The sequence below is a fragment of the Bacillus sp. B4EP4a genome, assembly GCF_006680105.1.
Lineage (GTDB): Bacteria > Bacillota > Bacilli > Bacillales > DSM-1321 > Peribacillus > Peribacillus simplex_E.
Genome location: NZ_VHIK01000058.1, coordinates 1 through 16,371 on the forward strand (window position 1 = coordinate 1; position 16,371 = coordinate 16,371).

General features: G+C 42.8%; 12 protein-coding genes. All 12 read right to left on the reverse strand.

Annotated features, from left to right (window positions below; translation table 11 throughout):
• Positions 1–214 precede the first annotated feature (214 nt).
• The 12 genes from FNK51_RS23250 to FNK51_RS23305 all read right to left on the reverse strand — a co-directional run bounded on the left by FNK51_RS23250 (position 215) and on the right by FNK51_RS23305 (position 16,286).
• Entirely contained in the window at positions 215–3,424 is a 3,210-nt protein-coding gene (locus FNK51_RS23250) for a DEAD/DEAH box helicase (protein WP_141994838.1), read from the reverse strand.
• A gap of 171 nt (positions 3,425–3,595) precedes the next feature.
• Positions 3,596–3,826: a YczF family membrane protein gene (locus FNK51_RS23255; RefSeq protein WP_098373616.1), complete on the reverse strand. Its 231-nt coding sequence runs from the start codon at positions 3,824–3,826 to the stop codon at positions 3,596–3,598.
• Positions 3,827–3,853: 27 nt separating this feature from the next.
• The gene (locus FNK51_RS23260) at positions 3,854–4,963 is read right to left on the reverse strand and encodes a GerAB/ArcD/ProY family transporter (RefSeq protein ID WP_141994839.1); all 1,110 of its coding nucleotides are present in this window, start codon (positions 4,961–4,963) and stop codon (positions 3,854–3,856) included.
• A 21-nt stretch (positions 4,964–4,984) separates the two neighbouring features.
• Positions 4,985–6,208 (reverse strand): Ger(x)C family spore germination protein, encoded by a 1,224-nt coding sequence (locus FNK51_RS23265; RefSeq protein ID WP_141994840.1) that lies wholly within the window; start codon positions 6,206–6,208, stop codon positions 4,985–4,987.
• Positions 6,198–7,838, reverse strand: a complete 1,641-nt coding sequence (locus FNK51_RS23270; RefSeq protein WP_141994841.1) for a spore germination protein — start codon at positions 7,836–7,838, stop codon at positions 6,198–6,200. The genes FNK51_RS23265 and FNK51_RS23270 overlap by 11 nt, the downstream gene beginning before the upstream one ends.
• Before the next feature lie 180 nt (positions 7,839–8,018).
• Positions 8,019–8,630: a DedA family protein gene (locus FNK51_RS23275; RefSeq protein ID WP_098373612.1), complete on the reverse strand. Its 612-nt coding sequence runs from the start codon at positions 8,628–8,630 to the stop codon at positions 8,019–8,021.
• A gap of 83 nt (positions 8,631–8,713) precedes the next feature.
• Positions 8,714–9,364, reverse strand: a complete 651-nt coding sequence (locus FNK51_RS23280; RefSeq protein ID WP_141994842.1) for a phosphatase PAP2 family protein — start codon at positions 9,362–9,364, stop codon at positions 8,714–8,716.
• 299 nt (positions 9,365–9,663) lie between these two features.
• Positions 9,664–10,902, reverse strand: a complete 1,239-nt coding sequence (locus tag FNK51_RS23285; RefSeq protein WP_141994852.1) for a cytochrome P450 — start codon at positions 10,900–10,902, stop codon at positions 9,664–9,666.
• An 886-nt stretch (positions 10,903–11,788) separates the two neighbouring features.
• Complete coding sequence (locus FNK51_RS23290; protein WP_230300783.1) at positions 11,789–11,971, reverse strand: DUF4083 domain-containing protein; 183 nt, start codon at positions 11,969–11,971, stop codon at positions 11,789–11,791.
• 123 nt (positions 11,972–12,094) lie between these two features.
• Positions 12,095–12,775, reverse strand: a complete 681-nt coding sequence (locus tag FNK51_RS23295) for a DUF975 family protein (RefSeq protein WP_098373610.1) — start codon at positions 12,773–12,775, stop codon at positions 12,095–12,097.
• Between the two features lie 413 nt (positions 12,776–13,188).
• Entirely contained in the window at positions 13,189–14,364 is a 1,176-nt protein-coding gene (locus FNK51_RS23300) for a M20 family metallopeptidase (protein ID WP_141994843.1), read from the reverse strand.
• A 296-nt stretch (positions 14,365–14,660) separates the two neighbouring features.
• Positions 14,661–16,286, reverse strand: coding sequence for an amidohydrolase (locus FNK51_RS23305; protein ID WP_286178842.1), 1,626 nt, complete (start codon positions 16,284–16,286; stop codon positions 14,661–14,663).
• Positions 16,287–16,371: the final 85 nt, after the last annotated feature.

Genomic DNA, 16,371 nt, shown 5'->3' on the forward strand with positions numbered 1-16,371 from the left:
CTGAGGGGCTCTATTTTTTTCAAACCTGATATTTAACGAACTACAGGAATGCTAACCTGCCCCGTTAGTTCATCAAGAAAATCAACAACATCCTTTAACAGAACCATTAAAAAAAGAAAAAAAGCATTCCTCATTACAAAGAAATGCTCCATGACTAAACTATTCATTCATAAATTGTTCCTGTCTACTGATTTGCGTAACCGTATTCCCCTCCTTATATCATCAGGATTTCCCTGATATCCTCTTCTGTAAGGGCAGTCGGCGACTTGTCCCCAGGGTCGATGATTTCTTCAATAAGGTGTTTCTTTTTCTCTTGAAGTTCATTCATTTTTTCTTCGATTGTGCCGCGGGCAATAAGTTTGATGACTTGAACCTCATTCTTCTGCCCCATTCGATGGGCACGGTCCGCTGCTTGTTCTTCAACTGCCGGATTCCACCAAAGGTCATATAGAATGACTGTATCGGCACCCGTCAGATTGAGACCCGTACCGCCCGCCTTCAATGAAATGAGGAATATATCCCGTTCTCCTGCATTAAACCGATTGCAGATTTCAACACGTTCCTTTGATGGAGTTTGTCCATCCAGGTAGAAAAAGGGTTGTCCTTTCATGGCCAAATCCCTGCCGATAATTTGAAGCATTTTTGTAAATTGCGAGAAAATCAGCACCCGTCTTCCAGAATGCTTCGATTCCTCGACAATTTGCATCAGTTGCTCATATTTTGCTGAACTGCCTTTATATCCGTCCACAAACAAGGCGGGGTGACAGCATATTTGCCGAAGCCGGGTCAAGCCTGCGAGGATCCTGATCCGATTTTTCCGGAGGGTGTCCTTGTCCAGGTGTTTCAGCGTATCATGCCGCAGCTTCGCCAGATAGGCGCCGTACAGTTTCTTCTGATCAGGAAGCAGTTCCATCGATTCCAGCGACTCGATTTTTTCCGGTAGTTCCGCCAGTACGTCCTCTTTCATTCTCCGCAGCAAAAATGGACGGATCCTGCGGGAAATCTGCTTCCTTGAGAGGTTGCTGTACTCCTTTAGCCCCATGAATAGTTCAGGGAATACGATGTGAAAAAGGGACCAGAGCTCTTCTAGTGAATTCTCGATGGGCGTACCAGTCAATGCGAAGCGATGTGCCGCTTTTATCTTCTTGGCCGCTCGTGCCGTTTGTGTCACTGGGTTCTTAAAGGCCTGAGCTTCATCGAAGAACACCGTATGGAAGTCCTCTTTTTCAAACGACGTGATGTCTTTCCGGAGCAATGGATAAGAGGTGATCACTACATCCACGTCACCCGCTTCCTTAAGCAGCTTCGTCCTTTCCGTCTTGTCGCCATCCACGACGACGGCTTGGATATCCGGAGCGAATTTAGTGAATTCACTCAGCCAATTGTAGGTCAATGATGATGGGCAGACAATAAGCGCCGGAATCCTCTTCTTACGGATGTCAGGTAGCTCGGATAAAATGAAGGTGATGCTTTGCAATGTTTTCCCCAGACCCATATCATCAGCAAGAATCCCGCCAAAACCGTATTGGGCAAGTATTTTCATCCATTTGTAGCCGTTTTTTTGATATTCGCGCAAAATCGGGGCCAGACTATTTGGCACCACGAACTCCAAGGCGCCCGGATTCCTGATGTTATCCAAAAACTGCCGGAAGGATTCTTCCATTGTGAATGTCTGGCTGTCATTAACGGAATCAAGGAGCTGCAGCCCTTTTACGATTGGCATGTTCAGCCTGCTTTCCCAGTCTTCATCCTGTACGGGCAGTGCATTTAGAAATCGATTGATTTCCTCGTATTCCCTTGTTTCAAGGGAAAGCAGCGATCCATTCCTTAAACGATAGTATTTCCTTTTTTCTTCAAGCGCTGCTAAGATTTCACGTATTTGTTTATCTGGGATATCATCCATTTCAAATTTGAATTCGAGCCAATTAGTACGTTCCTTTTTAATTTTCACCCTAATGCGCGGTGCAGCATTCCCACGGGAAATTCGGTTTCTTACAGCGGTCGTGGCATAGATTTGTACCAGCTTCTGGAGTTTCGGAACGATGTGGTACAAAAACTCATACTCCAACTCTTCGTTATGCAAGAAATAGCCGCCGTCCGTCTTGGCAAACTGGCTATCCTCCATCAGCTTTAATATCTCCGCCTCCTTCTCTACATCCCTTATAACCTTGGATTCCTGTTTTTCCAAAGGGTTGATCACGATATTTTCATAATGGAACTCCAGCCCCGCAAGCAGCCTGTTTTTCACACGATCCAAGTATAGCTTCGCAACCAGCGGAGTCTTCAAAAACAATTCAGTGATGGATCTTGCTATATGGACTTCACCCAGTCTTTTCAAACCTGGTACCACTTTGACCATGAATAATTCCAGCTGGTCATGATGGATTGGAATTTGATTCATCCCCGAATCCTCCATCATTTGCTTTAACTCTGAAAGGCGTTGGAAATCCTCATTTTCGAGCTGAACCAATTCCCCTTCAAATAGAACCAAAGTATATGCATTCATGACGATCATCTCGTGCAGCCTTTTAATATTCAGTTGATAACCTTTGACCTCGCTTTCGGTAAAGTCAAACTGTAAAGGAAGCGGTCCGTTTGATAAACGAAAGCCATTGAATGTAAGACCACCATAGGCAAGCTTCACCGATGGAGCTACTTCAAGGATGGGGACAAGCCTTCGAAAAGAAGATGGAGGCAACAGTAATAAGTGATTGTCCAATGTATATTCAGATTTATCCGTCAGGGCGTCAACATAGACTTTTTCATCAGATATCACTGTAATGAGCTCCTGAAGCACGGAATCATTTTCATTCTGAAAACAATGCAGCACCGGGTCATATATAAATGAACGGGACACTTGGGCAGGCTTTCCTTCTTTAACTCGCTTCAGGAAATCACGGACATTCGCCACATTGAAAGAACCGATTTTCATTTCCAGTCCTAACATATATCGATCCGTTCCCATCCATACTGGTTTACACGTAAATTCCGCTTCAAGCATCTTTCTTATTTCAAAGTGGCGCTGATGACCGCTTTTGCGTACAGGCTGATTATTGAAAAGGGTCAGCAAGCCTTCTGACAACTTCTTATTGGCTGAAGCATCAGTACTGTCTGCATTTAGGCCCTCAGGGATCGTTCCATCTCGCTGATGGTCGTAAACCGACAGCAGGACGGATGCAATATGCTGGCAATCCCTTTGGAAGGAAGCAAGCGTAGGACAGCTGCATTTCGTCTGAAATCCGCCGACAGCATCCACTTCAATCGTGACATGGAAGTCTTCCTTTCCTTTAACCGTTGCTTCACAACCATCAGGACGGTAACTTTCAAATGTCACTTTATTGGCACGATGAAAAGCTTCCCCTCTTTTGAAGGAGACGGCCCCGCACATGTCTTTTATGATTTTTTGATTTAATTTGATATCCAAATCGCCGTCCTCCTTCCGAGGTTTTTTTGTTGAGTGATTTTACATTCCGCTGAAAAATAAGCTCATTTTATCATCATACTATGAAATGGGTTTACGGGGTTGTAAAAAAGCAAAAAGACAAACTCCCATATTCGGAGTTCATCTCTATTTCAGCACCGGGAATTTGCGGCATCATTGTTGTCCTTTGGTGTTGCCTTTCTTTTTTTTTCGATAAAAGAAGCTGAACAAAAGGAATACAAGAAGAATGAGAAAAAGGATAAATTCAACGGGGTCCTTCACCAAAAATGGGTTAAAGGCGTGCTTCATTGAATTATCCAAATCAAATCCCAATAATATATCCATACCTAAAGTTATGACCACTAAAGGGGCTAGGATCAAAACTGTAATACCAAAGATTTTCATTTCTCATCAAATCCACCTTTTAGGAACTTATTTTGGTGCTTGTTTTCCTTTTTTTCGATTCTTAAAAAAGGCAATGATCAAGAGAAGCAATGGGATGATCACCTGAAATGGCAGATGGATGTAATGTGGTACGGCACCTAGCCCTTCATAGATATGTTCCGTATAGCTGCTTGATATAATGATCGAAATCAATAAAATGATCATGCCAACAGGGTAAGCAAGTCTGGAGGGCTGTTTAACATTGAAAACATTCGCCGTACCCGATACCGCTACATAAGTAAATACACTTATCTTGATGAACCCGCCAATCATCAATAAAAACAAGAAGTACACATCGAGACGTTCAAGAAAGCCAGCGACCTCTATGGACTGAATGAGGGTAAGAAGAGGGTATTGTGAACGTGTTGTAAGGTCCACACCTAGTACAGCAATATTCACGGCCATTATTACCGCGAGAAAAATACCGCTTGTCGCCAAGCCCCCCATTCCAATTTTTTTCAATCGCTGAGGTTCTTTCAAATAAGGAAAAATCATTAAAAACACTATGACCTCGCCAAATGGAAAGAATACGGTTTTAGTGAAACCCATTTTCAACATCTCTGTCCCGCTAATTTCAAAAATGGGTTTTAAGTTGTTTAAATGGATCATGCCTGAAGTAATAATTAGAAGCATGAAGGTCATTAAAAGTAAATTCTCCAAGACAAAGAATAGTTCCCCCGTCCTCGCCAATACTTCTATCCCCTTACGGACCGTAAACACCACGACTAAAATGAATACAGCGTTCGCAAAAAATAACGGAATATGAGGATAGGCAAAAGTAAGCAGTGTATCTCCGAAATCCCTCAGCACCCTTGCAGAAAGATAGATGAAATAAAGGATGTATAGAAAAGCTACGATACTGCCTAGAAAATTCCCCAATATCTGTTTTACAAACTCTGTTAACAGCTGATCAGGGTAGTATTGAAAAAGGCCATAATAAATGAAAAATAATAAAAATCCGCCTATCATCGCAATAAGGATGACTAGCCAAGCAGCCTGCTTGGCTTCACCTGCAAGCGGAACCAAAAGTGCACTGCCCATTTCAAACAGGAAAATAAGGACGAACAGCTGGTAACCGCTGATTTTTGCCTTTTCCATGAGGATGCCACTTCCCTTCCATTATTGATCATTCTTTTTTATATTCGAAAGATACGGCTTATTACGTAATCCAGTACGGCGAATGAAAGTCTCTGCCTGCACATCTACTTCCAGTTCAGGAAAAGAAACATCGTCCCAGTTTTTTTCGATTTTCTTCCATTCTTTAGGGTGGTTTTCGTGCATGATTTCACCAAAGCCAAAAATATCGGCTTTATTTTTTTGTGCCCGAACGACCGCATCTTCCATCTCCTTCTTTAATTTCTTGGTTAACTTCTTTTCAATATCTATCAAAACATGCGTATCGGTTAGATTCAAAGGAACATTCACCTCCCGGATATCTCCTTCTGCACGGACCTTTATAAATACCTTAGGTTTTCCATTTTCCATTTTTATCGAAACGTTGGTTTTTTGACGAATCACCTGATAGGTGACTGCGTCTTTTTTATCCTCCCAATCAATGTTTAAATGGGTACTTTTGATCCTATCCAATACCCACATTGACCCTATTGCCTTATTGCCATCCAGCCAGTCAATCAATTTTCCATCTTTAAAAACACCTATCCCTGCTGCATTAGGGTTTGCCTTAATATCCGTGGACATGGTATTCTCCATTTTATCTTCTTTACCTGTGTTTCCTTTCACGGTAAAACCACTTATTATCGGTTCTTTCCCGGTACTAAGCAGATTCTTGATCGTTTCTTGGAGATTAATGCTAATATTTCCCCCCTGAATTTTTTCAGTGGTTTCAATCGTCTTAATGACTTTCTCAGCAGATACCTTATCGATTGCAGTTAATGCTTCGACAATATCCCTTGCTTTCACACCCCGGGCAATCACGATCCTCGTAGTTGCCCTGAATTCCGGTGAGCGCTCAAATGCGTCGAAAATATCGTTGAGGCCCTCTTCTTTTGCTAGTTCCTCACCTATGACAATCAGGTTGGCATGGGCAAAATACATATCCCGCGAGATTTTAGTTGAAGCGATACTATCCAGTTCAAGCACATTATCGCCGGTGGCCCTATAAATGGATATCGGTGGATTTGTTCCGCCGCCGCCCTGAAGAGCTCCCGCTACATTGCTTGGATTAATGATTTGGAACGTTCCCACTAGCTTTCCTTCTTTATTTCTATCGAGTCCAACTGCCGAGACGATGGCCATTTCGTTTAACTCTTTTTTATCCCAACAGCCGGAGGTGAATGTAGTAGAGATCAACATCAAGAACAGAAGTAGCTTTTTACGACTCATTGCCTTCACCTTTTTTCTCGTCAGAAGTTTTCATTCCACGCGATTCAGGAGGCAGAGGTCTTTGATTATCGCCTTCCCTTATCAGGTTATTTTCGTTGGATAATAATTTTGGCCTTTCCTTGAACGCCCACATAGGTCTTCTGAAAAATGTGTCGCCTAACCCTTCCGGATTCAGAGGGGCGAGCGGTGTCATATAAGGAACGCCAAGTGAACGCAGGCTGCATAAATGGACAATAAGGATGAAAAAGGCTAAAATCATCCCATAAAAGCCTAAAGTGCCGGCACAAATGATGAATCCGAACCGCACAATGCGGGCAGAAATCGCTATGGAATAAGAAGGGGTTGCAAAACTGGCAATCGCCGTGATCGAGACGATGATGACCATTGCCGGCGATACGATACCAGCCTGGACAGCCGCCTGCCCGATGACCAATGCTCCGACAATGGACATGGTCGAACCAACAGCCTTTGGCATCCGAAGACTTGCTTCCCGTAATATTTCAAAGGTCATTTCCATGAGAAGCGCTTCAATGACGGCAGGCAAAGGAACCGTTTCCCTTTGGGCCGCTACGATGACCAGCAACTTCGTTGGGATCATTTCCTGATGAAAAGTCGTGGCTGCAACATAGACAGCCGGTCCGACTATAGAAATAATGAAAACGATGATCCGTAAAAAACGTGTGGCTGAAGCAATGTCGAAGCGATTATAGTAGTCTTCGACAGATTGGAAAAACTGTACGAATATTGCCGGGGCTATCAAGACGAAAGGCGATCCATTAACGAATATAGCCACTCTTCCTTCCAGAAGATTTCCTGCGACCATATCCGGTCTTTCTGTATGGTTAAGGGTTGGGAATGGGGTCATGACCTGGTCTTCTATCAATTGTTCAATATATCCTGATTCAAGAATGCTATCGATGTTAATTCGATTTAAGCGCTTCTTGACCTCCTCGACGATCCCTTCTTTGACAATTCCATTTATATACATGATGGAAACGTCCGTTTTTGTCACCGTGCCAATTTTCATCGACTCTATCCATAAATCCGGGGTATTGATGATCCGGCGTAACATGGCGATGTTCGTTCCATTCGATTCCGTAAACCCTTCTCTTGACCCCCGGACAGTCAAATGCGTGCTTGGCTCCTGAATCGAGCGCTTTTCTCCTCCTCTTGTACTGGCAACCAGGGCGGTGTTTATACCATCAACAAAAATGATGCTGTCCCCTGATAATAATGACAAAAACAATTTTTCCCAATCCTTGACGGTTTCTACACCACCGAGCGAAATCACGTCTTCAGAGATTATATCCAATGCTTCTTGTGGAAGCATTTTTTCTGATAGATGAGGATTTTTCATGATTGACTCAATTAAAAAGTCCGTAACGCTTGGATTATCAATCAGGCCTTGCACATACAAGATAGTTGTTTTCATCTCCGGATTTTGACCGATTTTCAGCGTTCGGATAATGATGTCCGGACTGTTTCCCGTCTTTTTCTTCACGATTTCCAGATTGGCAGAAATGGAACTTTCAATATAATCAGGCGTTTTGCTTTTGGATTGATTTTCATCTTCCTTTTTCTTTTCACGTTGTTGCTTAACTTGTCTCTTTTGTTTGAAAAAAGAAGCCATAGCACCGAACCTCATTCCTTTTTCGTTTCACTCATTTTGTCCAAAGCACTCCCCCTTTATTCCGAGTTCAGCCGTCTTCCTTCCATAAGAAAAAGGCTGTCGCAATGACAGCCTTTGGTGTTCATTTTCGGTTATGTAATGAAAGTGCCGACTCTAACGGCCCAATCAACTAAACTGAAATTATACTTTGCCTTTATTCCTTCTAAAAATCAAAACAACGAAAATAATGAATAGCAAAGCCAATATCGCATAAACGATGTTGGAATAAATGTCCATATACCCTACAATATCTTCCCACGAAGATCCAACAGCTGCCCCGATATTCACTAAGATGATGTTCCAAATTAATGTTCCGGATGTTGTGTAAAGCAGAAAGAGCCAAAAGCTCATATGGGACATGCCTGCCGGAATCGAGATCAGGCTTCTGATCAGCGGAACCAGTCTGCAGAAAAACACGGTCCATGACCCGTACTTGTCAAACCATGAATTCGCCTTGTGGACGTCCGATACCGTTAACCTAAGAATATGGCCCCACCTTTCCACGAACTTTTCAATAACCTTCACATCAAGAAGTAAACCAATTCCATAAAGGACGACTGCCCCTGCCACTGACCCTATAGTCGATGCGATCACGACGCCCATAATCGTCATATTCGCTGTTGTCGTCATGAAACCGCCAAAAGTAAGAATGACCTCAGACGGGATCGGCGGGAAAATATTTTCCAATGCTATTAATAGAAAGATTCCCATATACCCAAAATCATTCATGAATTCCGTAATCCAGTTTTCCATTTAATACGCTCCTAACTTTCTTGAATCAACAGCTGGCCTGTTACCTGCCGGCTGCTTATCTTGCAATAACCTTGTTCTCTTTATTAACGATCTTTGTTCTTCCGCCGGTCTTGATACCTTTGGAAAAACCAAATGGAAATCGCAATCCAACAACCACCCGCCAAATATCCGGCAATGATATCACTAGGATAATGGACCCCTAAATATATTCGGCTTATACCGATCGAGAGGATCATCATCATGCTGAACAAAATCAATAGAATCCTTGCCCACCTAGCCGTAATGTGACGCCATAGCAGAAACGTGAGAATACCGTATAATGAGAATGCATTCATGGCATGTCCACTAGGGAAACTGTACCCCCCTATTTCAATGAGCCTATGTAAATCGGGACGGGCGCGTTGAAAGAATTGCTTAACCATCAAATTGAGAAGAGGTGAACCAACCATGACTGCAGTGAATAGGACTAGTTCCAGACGATGCTTCAAAACTCTATATAAGAAAAACAAAATGACCAAGGAAAGGATGATTATGGAACCGGTTGAACCTATGTAGGTAAAGAACTTCATGATGTCCGTCAGAAGGGGAGATTCAGTTCCTTGCACCAAGGAAATCACATCTTCATCAAATTTCAGGTATTCATTTGCACTTATGGTAAATGCCATGAAACTGAACCCGATTAAAGAAAGTACACTTATTATAAAGGCAATGGTTAATTGCTGCTTTAATTTCATAATAACATCCTTTCACTTTTTAAAACCGTTTCATATGGAACTTTCTATTTTATCTATCTTCTTCATTGCATGGTGCATGTAAATGCTTGATCGCCAGCCAACCTAATTCGGGGAACATGCCTGGGCACAAAATTTGCTACTTTATCATATTACTCTATTCGTCATTGTCACCTCAACTTCAGGTTACTATAAGATTTCCTGTCGAACGTTTCAGGAAGTGGCAGGAACATGTATGCCATGCCTCCCTACTAAAAAGAAAAAAACCTTATGCAGGTTAGTGCACAAGGTTTTTTCGTTTTTCAAACTGTAGGGAACGCCCTAAGCGGTAGTGATGTCAAAGTTTGCCCGGTTGCTGAATCGGTAAGATTCTCTTCTAACTGGAATGATGGCACCGCTTCAATATGCTTGAATTTCTTCAGGAATGTAGTTAGCGCAATCTTTGCTTCCAGTCTGGCTAGCGGCGCTCCCAGGCAGAAATGAGGGCCATTTCCGAAGGTAAGGTGTTTCTTATTATTAGGGCGGTGGATATTAAGGGTGAAAGGATCTTCAAACATCTCTTCGTCCAAGTTAGCTGCGCTCATCCAAACAACCACGTTATCGCCTTCTTTCAATTCCACTCCCAATAGATCGTTATCTTCCTTTACGGTGCGATCCAATTTAATAAGATTGAATCGGAAACGGAGCATTTCTTCGACCGCCTGCGGAACCAGATCCAGGTTTTCATGTAACTCTTGATAAACTTCTTTGTCATCATATAGCAAGGAATAAAAGCTATTGGACAGTAAATGACTTGTTGTCTCGACCCCCGCTCCTAAAATCAGCATGGTCGTCCGGACAACCTCATCATCCGTAAACATTTCCCCATCCACTTCTGACTTCAATAGATCTGAGATGATATCATCTGCCGGGTTTAATCGTTTTTGCACTACAATCGGATACAGATACTGATAGTATTCTTTTGCTGCCACTTGCTTCAATTCATTTACTTCTTCTTGTTTTTCTTTATCAAACGGAAGGAATAAGATATCCACCCATTTCTTAAACAATAAACGATCTTTTGAGGGAACGCCCATTAAATCCGACATGACAATGATCGGAAGCGGACTCGCCAATGATTGCACAATATCGATTTCCGTGTCCTCATCCATTTCTCCGATCAATTCATCTGCAATTTCCTGAATGCGAGGTTCCCAGTTTTGAAGACTTCTAGGTGTGAATGCTGCGGCAAGCAGTGAACGGCGTTTTCTATGCTCAGGTGGATCAGCTTCAGTGATTTGGATCTTTTCAGGCACAGAACCTTCATCACTATCCGTTCCAACCGATATGGTAGTCCGTTTCCGAACACTTGAAAAATATTTATAATCACTGAGAACCCGCTTCACATCTTCATATTTAAAAACATTCCACGTATCCGTTCCTTCGTGATAACTCACGGGGTCATTTTCTAGCATCCGTTTGCACCAAGCGTACGGACTAAATTCCTCCGTCCGTGTTTTAAACCTAGTAATTTCTTTTACTGCAATAACTTCTTTCATGATACCGACTCCTCCCACTTCTCAAAAGTTACCTAACAAAAGGATCGAATGTTCAGCATTCTCCATCTCCGTCGATTTGTTATAGGGTCGAGCATTCCTGATAGACTTTTTCACCGAATCCTTAAATACACATCTATTCCATTATAGGGTAAAAAGCCGCAACAAACCATGCATCTTCCATACCAGCAGCCGTACATGAAATTTGCACCACAATCCCAACACCCCTATGTAAAACTGCTTATTTTTTACAATTTACTTTCTTTTTCTATTTTTTTATGTCTCTCAATTGATGCTCAAAATCCAATCCTCTTTTTCAAATTCGGAGACAGTGCTTTTACTAAGTTATTTCAATATAGATTATTTTTATAATTACCGGAGTTTGTAAAATCACGTTGATTTCCACTCCAGGCACTCGCTTTCCGCGGGCGGTCCGGGAGCCTCCTCGGCGCTCTTTGCGCCTGTGGGGTCTCCCTTGGACACGCTTTTCCCGCAGGAGTCTCGTACCTTCCGTTCCAATCAACTGGAACGTTTTTTAAATAAAAAAACTGCAGGCAACATAGGGTTCGGAATGGTCTCCTGCCGAATCCCTTTCACGATTTTACCGAGGGAATGATAACCATGATTTAAAATAAGACTAGGTTATACTCCATGATTTTTTTTACTCTTTTATATGGAATGAAATCCTTACTGGATTGAAGAAATTTGTGACACCCCTGCCGAATAACTGGCAAGCCGAGCCCTGCTAGATGCTTGCTTTGATGAGGCTTGGCAGTCAGTCGGCGGAAAGGGAGCGGATTTCTGAAATCAACTGGGATTGTTTTTCAAATAAAAAAACTGCAGGCAAACTCGCTTTTCTTCGAGTTTGCCTGCAGTCTGAACGATGCTGCCGTCAATTTTTGCCCCTTTTAATCAGTTCATGTAAATCATCCATTTTCTTTTCCATGATATCCAGTCTGGTTTTACGTTGCTTCATGGAACGGAAAAGAGATACGGTCCCAACGATGATCAGGATTAGAAATACAAGGCAAAACAATTGGTATATCATATCCGCAATATTAAAACCACTACTCACTATGTAATCCCCCTAAATGGCATTCTCAATATTCTATTATACACCAGGAAAAATGAACAATTTAACCTTTTTAAGGAGAATCGGGAATAAAAAACCGATAGCTATTTGCTATCGGTTGATCTTTTATCCCTCTATTTGTTGATCGTCGTCAATATCTTCTTGAGGCACAATTAATTCGTTATAGAATGCAGCAGTTGTTGTTCCTGCATAAGGAATCAACCATAGTAAACCAATTCCCAGCGTGAACATGCAAAGGATGCCCCACCCGATGAAGCTTAGGTGCATAAGGAAATACTTCCATTTCAAGCCCTTCATTCTTTTTCTGCTCTCTGTAATGGCTTCAAGCACCGTGTATTCAGGATGATCCTTCAATAAGAAAAACTGCTGCGAATAAGCGATAGCCTTGATGATACCCGGAATGATTAATAATAATGACCATAAAAAAATGAAAATTGCTTGTAAGATGGATGCCCCAATAAGCTTGAAAGAGGTTTTTCCATCTTTATAGATAGCGAATACTTCTGGAATATCAGGGTTTTCTTCCCTAACCAAATTCAGGTAGAACCAAGTGGTTGAAATGGTAAGCGGGATTAGGGCAATGGAAAAGACCATGCTGAAGATATCAGTCCATAATGGTGTTTCTTCCTGCATGAGCCATTGTGAAAACCCACCGCTTCCGATCACTTCGACAATTAAAGGTAAAATGAGGTTGATCAAGAACAAGAGCAACATAAGCGAAACAGTTACTCCCCATTTACCTCCCAACGACTGAAGGGCTTTCCTCTTTAATTCTGAGATTCTCATACTCTGATTTAACTCCCCTTTTTTAAACGGCAGAATTCTGAATGTTCCTTTATTGTAAATTTGGATAGATTCAGAAAAACCACTATTTATTTGATGTCTAAATCTCATAATATTTCTAGTCGCGGGCTTAAATTCCTAGAAAGCTCACACGGATAGAGTCAAGCGGTTGAACCGGTTTCGAGCAACCATGATCAACTCCTTTCTTGCCCTTGGTCTACTGGCTTGTTTGTTCCATAACAGTTTATGAAGGGGAATATGGCAATATGCCCTTCCAAATTAAAATACCTTCGCGAAACCATACCCTGTTAGGAGGGTGTACGGTCAGCGAAGGCGCTTGTATTTATCGTTAAAAGTACTTCGTTAATCTAGTTCTATTTTCCTTCTCCCAGATAGACCTGGCCACTCATTTAATACTAACCTAAAATTTCCCTAACAGCATGGATAAAAATGTTAACACCGTACTCCATGGCATCTTCGTCAAAAGTAAAACGCGGATGATGGTGGGGATAGGTGATTCCCTTTTCCTTATTCCCCGCACCTATCAAGAAATAATTGCTAGGTGCTTTCTGTTGGAAAGCCGAAAAGTCCTCAGCCCCCATCGTCGGTTTTTGATGGTCGACAGAATGTTCTCCATAAACTTCACGGACAGTTTCTTCAATGAGCTTGGTGACTTCATGGTCATTTATGACTGGCCGATATCCAGTTAGATAGTTAAATTCATAAGAGGCACCATGTGCTTCCGTAATGCCTTTGATTACCCTTTCCATAAGAATTGGCATGGATTCCCGGAATTTCAAATCAAAACTTCGAACCGTCCCGCTAATCTCTACGGAGTTTGCAATGACATTGGCCGCTTCCCCTCCAACGAACTTTCCGATGGAGAGAACCAAGTTGTCCAACGGATCTGTATTGCGGGACACGATATATTGAAGATTCGTAACGACCTGGGCACCGATCGCGATGCTGTCAATCGTTTCATGAGGTGCAGAACCATGGCCTCCCTTTCCTTTGATGGTCAGAAAGAAACCATCCGGCGCAGCCATCATCGGGCCATACACGATGCCAACTTTCCCGACTTCAAAGGTGGACATGAGGTGGGCACCAATCACGATATCTACACCTTCCATAACGCCTGCATCTACCATTTCCTGCGCTCCCCCAGGAAAATACTCTTCGGCATGCTGAAAAAAGAAGCGGACTTCACCTTTCAGGCTATCTTTCATTCCGGAAAGGATTTTCGCCGTACCAAGAAGCATCGCCGTATGACCATCATGACCGCAAGCATGCATGACACCTGGTGTTTTGGATTTAAAATCGAAAGAGTTCTCTTCATCAATCGGCAGCGCATCCATATCTGCACGGATGCCTAATGTTTTTCCAGGCTGTGTACCAATCAAGCGGGCCATCACACTGTATTTTGTCGGACGTGTAACTTCAAGGTTTCCAAAGGACAACAGGGTTTCGTATACGAATTGCGATGTCTTCTCTTCTTGATAAGATAATTCCGGATGCTGGTGAAAATGACGTCGCCAAGCAATCACATCTTCTCTTACACTTTTTATTTCCGGATATAACTTCAAACTTTGCATGACCATTTCCTCCTCAAATATGAACTATAAGATCTATCCATCCAGTAAATCAGCAAGTTGTGTGCCAATTATTAATTTCCTGCAATTAACCTTCCCGCTCCTTGAAAAATAGGATTTCAGCAAACCCTTTGCGCCTTATACACTCAAACGGCAACATCGATTCCAGGCTTCCTCGCATGGAAGTGTAAAAAATTTTACCCTCTAGCGTAAAATTTTTTTTACTACTATTGAACATCCGTACCAAGAAAGTGAAAGGGACGAAAAGGAAACCTGCCCCCTTTTCGTCCCTATTTCTTCTATTTAGTTATCGTCTTTTCTTTTTGATAAACCAAAGAACCGCCCATATAGGTTTCTTCCACTGTAATCCTATCGATTTCCTCCGGTCTGATCGCCAAAATATCTTGGTCGAGCACAATGAAATCTGCATGATAGCCCGGAGTGAGCTGGCCGGCATCCGGGATTCTCGTTATCTCCTGAGCTGCCCGCGTGTATAGTGTAATCGCAGTAGGCACATCTACACGCTGATCCTGACCTGTGTCCGTACCGTCATAGGCAACACGAGTTACGGCTGCCTTGATTCCAACGAACGGATTGACCGGATCGACCCATGCCGTTGCAGGTGCATCTGAAGAGAATGCCAGTTTAATGCCTGCTTCTAACATGGATTGGATGGGGTAGGTTCGCCTTGTACGATCTGCACCCAGATTATTAAGGTAGCTTTCGATTTCGGCATATAAGAAGATTGGTTGGGGAACAAAAGCGATACCCGTTTCAGCTGCCCGCTGAAGTGCTTGCTTTGTAGGCATGGCTGCATGTTCGATCCTTATCGATGGACCATCCGCGATCCATCCCGTTTTTCCGTAAAAGGTATTCACGATCAAATCGATCGCTTGCTCCCCCATTGCATGTATGACCAATTGAATATTGTTTTTCCTGGCTGCTTCAGCTGCACTTAACAACTCTGCCTCTGATGTCATCTGTATGCCATGGTTCTTTTCTTCCCCTAAAAATGGCGGATCGACCCACGCCGTTTGACCCGACACACTGCCATCCGAGAATAACTTAACCCCACCTATATGATTCTGGCTTTCTCTGTTTGTTTTACCCTTATCTAGGATCATATCATTTTTCATATCTTCCCAAATATAGTATAAAACTGTACGTTGCTTTAGGCCCTTTTCGCTTGCTGCCCTATACATATCCAAGTAATCGATCGGCTGGGTCCTTGCCAGGAGTTCAGTGATTGCAGTGATCCCATGCGATAATAATTTGGGACTCAGTTCGGCAAGAGCATCTGTTTCTTCTTCAAATGTTTGAACCGGCATCACTTTATTGACCAATTCTTTTGCATTTTCCCGTAATATCCCTGTCGGCTCCCCTTCTGAATCCCTGTCAATCTCCCCCCCTGCTGGATTTGGCGTGTCCTTCGTGATCCCGGCCAATTCCAATGCCTTGCTGTTGACGACGATAATATGGCCGCAGGTCCGGGTTATGACAACAGGGACGTCCGTTGTCGCCCTATCCAAATCGTAGCGTGAAGGGGACCGTCCTTCGGTCAATTTCCCTTCATCATATCCCCAGCTTTCAATCCAATCGCCTGAATTATGGGATTTACACTGTTCATGAACAGCCTTGATCAAATCCTCAATCGATTCAACGACAGGGGGCATACATGGAATTTGCTTGGCTGCCTTAGCTAAAAATAGCGGATGCAGATGTGCATCAATTAGTCCGGGAAGTACCCGCCGTCCTAGAAGATCGATCCGTTCCCCATTCATTCCATCTGTCTCTGACTGTTCTCCAACCCACTCGATGCGCCCATTACGAACAACCATGGCACTCGCATAAGGTTGTTTCGGATTCGCTGTAAATATTTTTCCATTTATATAAATAAAATTCATATTTCGTTTATTCGCATTCATACTTTCCCTCTCCTTAATAAGTAAAATCAAATGATGAAAGCTTAACCCTCCATTTATTTCCACACTTAAACTTATGCCGTTTCAC

Bases quoted from the DNA above. Each gene is read 5' to 3' on its own strand.
- FNK51_RS23260 (WP_141994839.1), bottom strand. From the start codon at position 4,963: ATGGAAAAGGCAAAAATCAGCGGTTACCAGCTGTTCGTCCTTATTTTC.
- FNK51_RS23305 (WP_286178842.1), bottom strand. From the start codon at position 16,286: ATGAATGCGAATAAACGAAATATGAATTTTATTTATATAAATGGAAAA.
- FNK51_RS23275 (WP_098373612.1), bottom strand. From the start codon at position 8,630: ATGGAAAACTGGATTACGGAATTCATGAATGATTTTGGGTATATGGGA.
- FNK51_RS23265 (WP_141994840.1), bottom strand. From the start codon at position 6,208: ATGAGTCGTAAAAAGCTACTTCTGTTCTTGATGTTGATCTCTACTACA.
- FNK51_RS23295 (WP_098373610.1), bottom strand. From the start codon at position 12,775: ATGAGAATCTCAGAATTAAAGAGGAAAGCCCTTCAGTCGTTGGGAGGT.
- FNK51_RS23255 (WP_098373616.1), bottom strand. From the start codon at position 3,826: ATGAAAATCTTTGGTATTACAGTTTTGATCCTAGCCCCTTTAGTGGTC.
- FNK51_RS23270 (WP_141994841.1), bottom strand. From the start codon at position 7,838: ATGGCTTCTTTTTTCAAACAAAAGAGACAAGTTAAGCAACAACGTGAA.
- FNK51_RS23300 (WP_141994843.1), bottom strand. From the start codon at position 14,364: ATGCAAAGTTTGAAGTTATATCCGGAAATAAAAAGTGTAAGAGAAGAT.
- FNK51_RS23280 (WP_141994842.1), bottom strand. From the start codon at position 9,364: ATGAAATTAAAGCAGCAATTAACCATTGCCTTTATAATAAGTGTACTT.